The following is a 913-nucleotide window of genomic DNA, read 5'->3' as shown; positions in this document are numbered from 1 at the left end:
GGGTGGTCGGGCGGGGGCGGCGGGGGCGGGGGGGGGGGGGGCGGGGGGGGGGGGGGCGGCGCCCACGACCAGCGTCCTCGGCGCCGGCACGCGACCCGCTTGTCCCGTCCTCGCACCGGGGAACCGGCGTTCCGGCCAGCCCGTCGGGCATCGGCCAGTCGGCCCGCGCCGGCGAGGCCGAGGAGGTCGTCGTCCTGCGCGGGGACACCCTGTGGACGATCGCTGCCCGTCATCTCGGCCCCACCGCCACGCCCGAGCAGATTGCCGCCGAATGGCCCCGCTGGTGGGCCGCGAACTCCGACGTGATCGGCCATGACCCGAACGTGATCCTTCCCGGCCAACGCCTCACACCGCCATCCGGGCCCTGACCCCGCCCGCCACCATCGGAGCCTGCCGTGACCGCCACCTGTGCCCTGACCCTGCCCCGGCGACCACATTCGGTCCCCGGCATGCGGCTGCTCCCCGTCGCCCCGAACGAACCGCCCTACGACGACGAGATCGAGGCCGCTGCCGCAAGCGGCCGACCGGCCCGCACTCGGATCCGACCCACCCGACGAACCGGCGGCACCGCCGACCGATCGGGCCGGCCCGCAGCCGCTCCCGGTGGGGGCGGCCATCGCCGCGGCGCCAGCGGCGGACGGTCCGCCCCTCCCCTCGGAGGCCAGGCCCCCGGCCGACCGAACACCGACCATCCGAACACCGACCATCCGAACACGGACCGCCCGAACACGGACCATCCTGATACGGATGTGCCCGACACGGCCGTGGACCGCCCGAACGGCCGCCGCAACGCCGAGGAGCAGGCCGGCGGCGGCACCGTCGCCGTGGACCGTTCACCCCGGCAGTTGACTGTGCCGGAGCAGGTTTTCACCGAGGCCGGCCCCACGCTGGGACCGGCCTCGAGCGATCTGCC

At 76.2% G+C, this 913-nt stretch carries 1 protein-coding gene; it reads left to right on the top strand.

Annotated features, from left to right (window positions below):
- Positions 1-368 (top strand): LysM peptidoglycan-binding domain-containing protein (locus tag ND748_RS32915; RefSeq protein WP_251750149.1); only part of this gene is annotated, 368 nt, incomplete at its 5' end.
- Positions 369-913 lie beyond the last annotated feature (545 nt).

Source organism: Frankia sp. AiPs1 (assembly GCF_023716945.1).
GTDB lineage: Bacteria > Actinomycetota > Actinomycetes > Frankiales > Frankiaceae > Frankia.
This window is presented reverse-complemented; position numbering and strand designations above follow the sequence as displayed.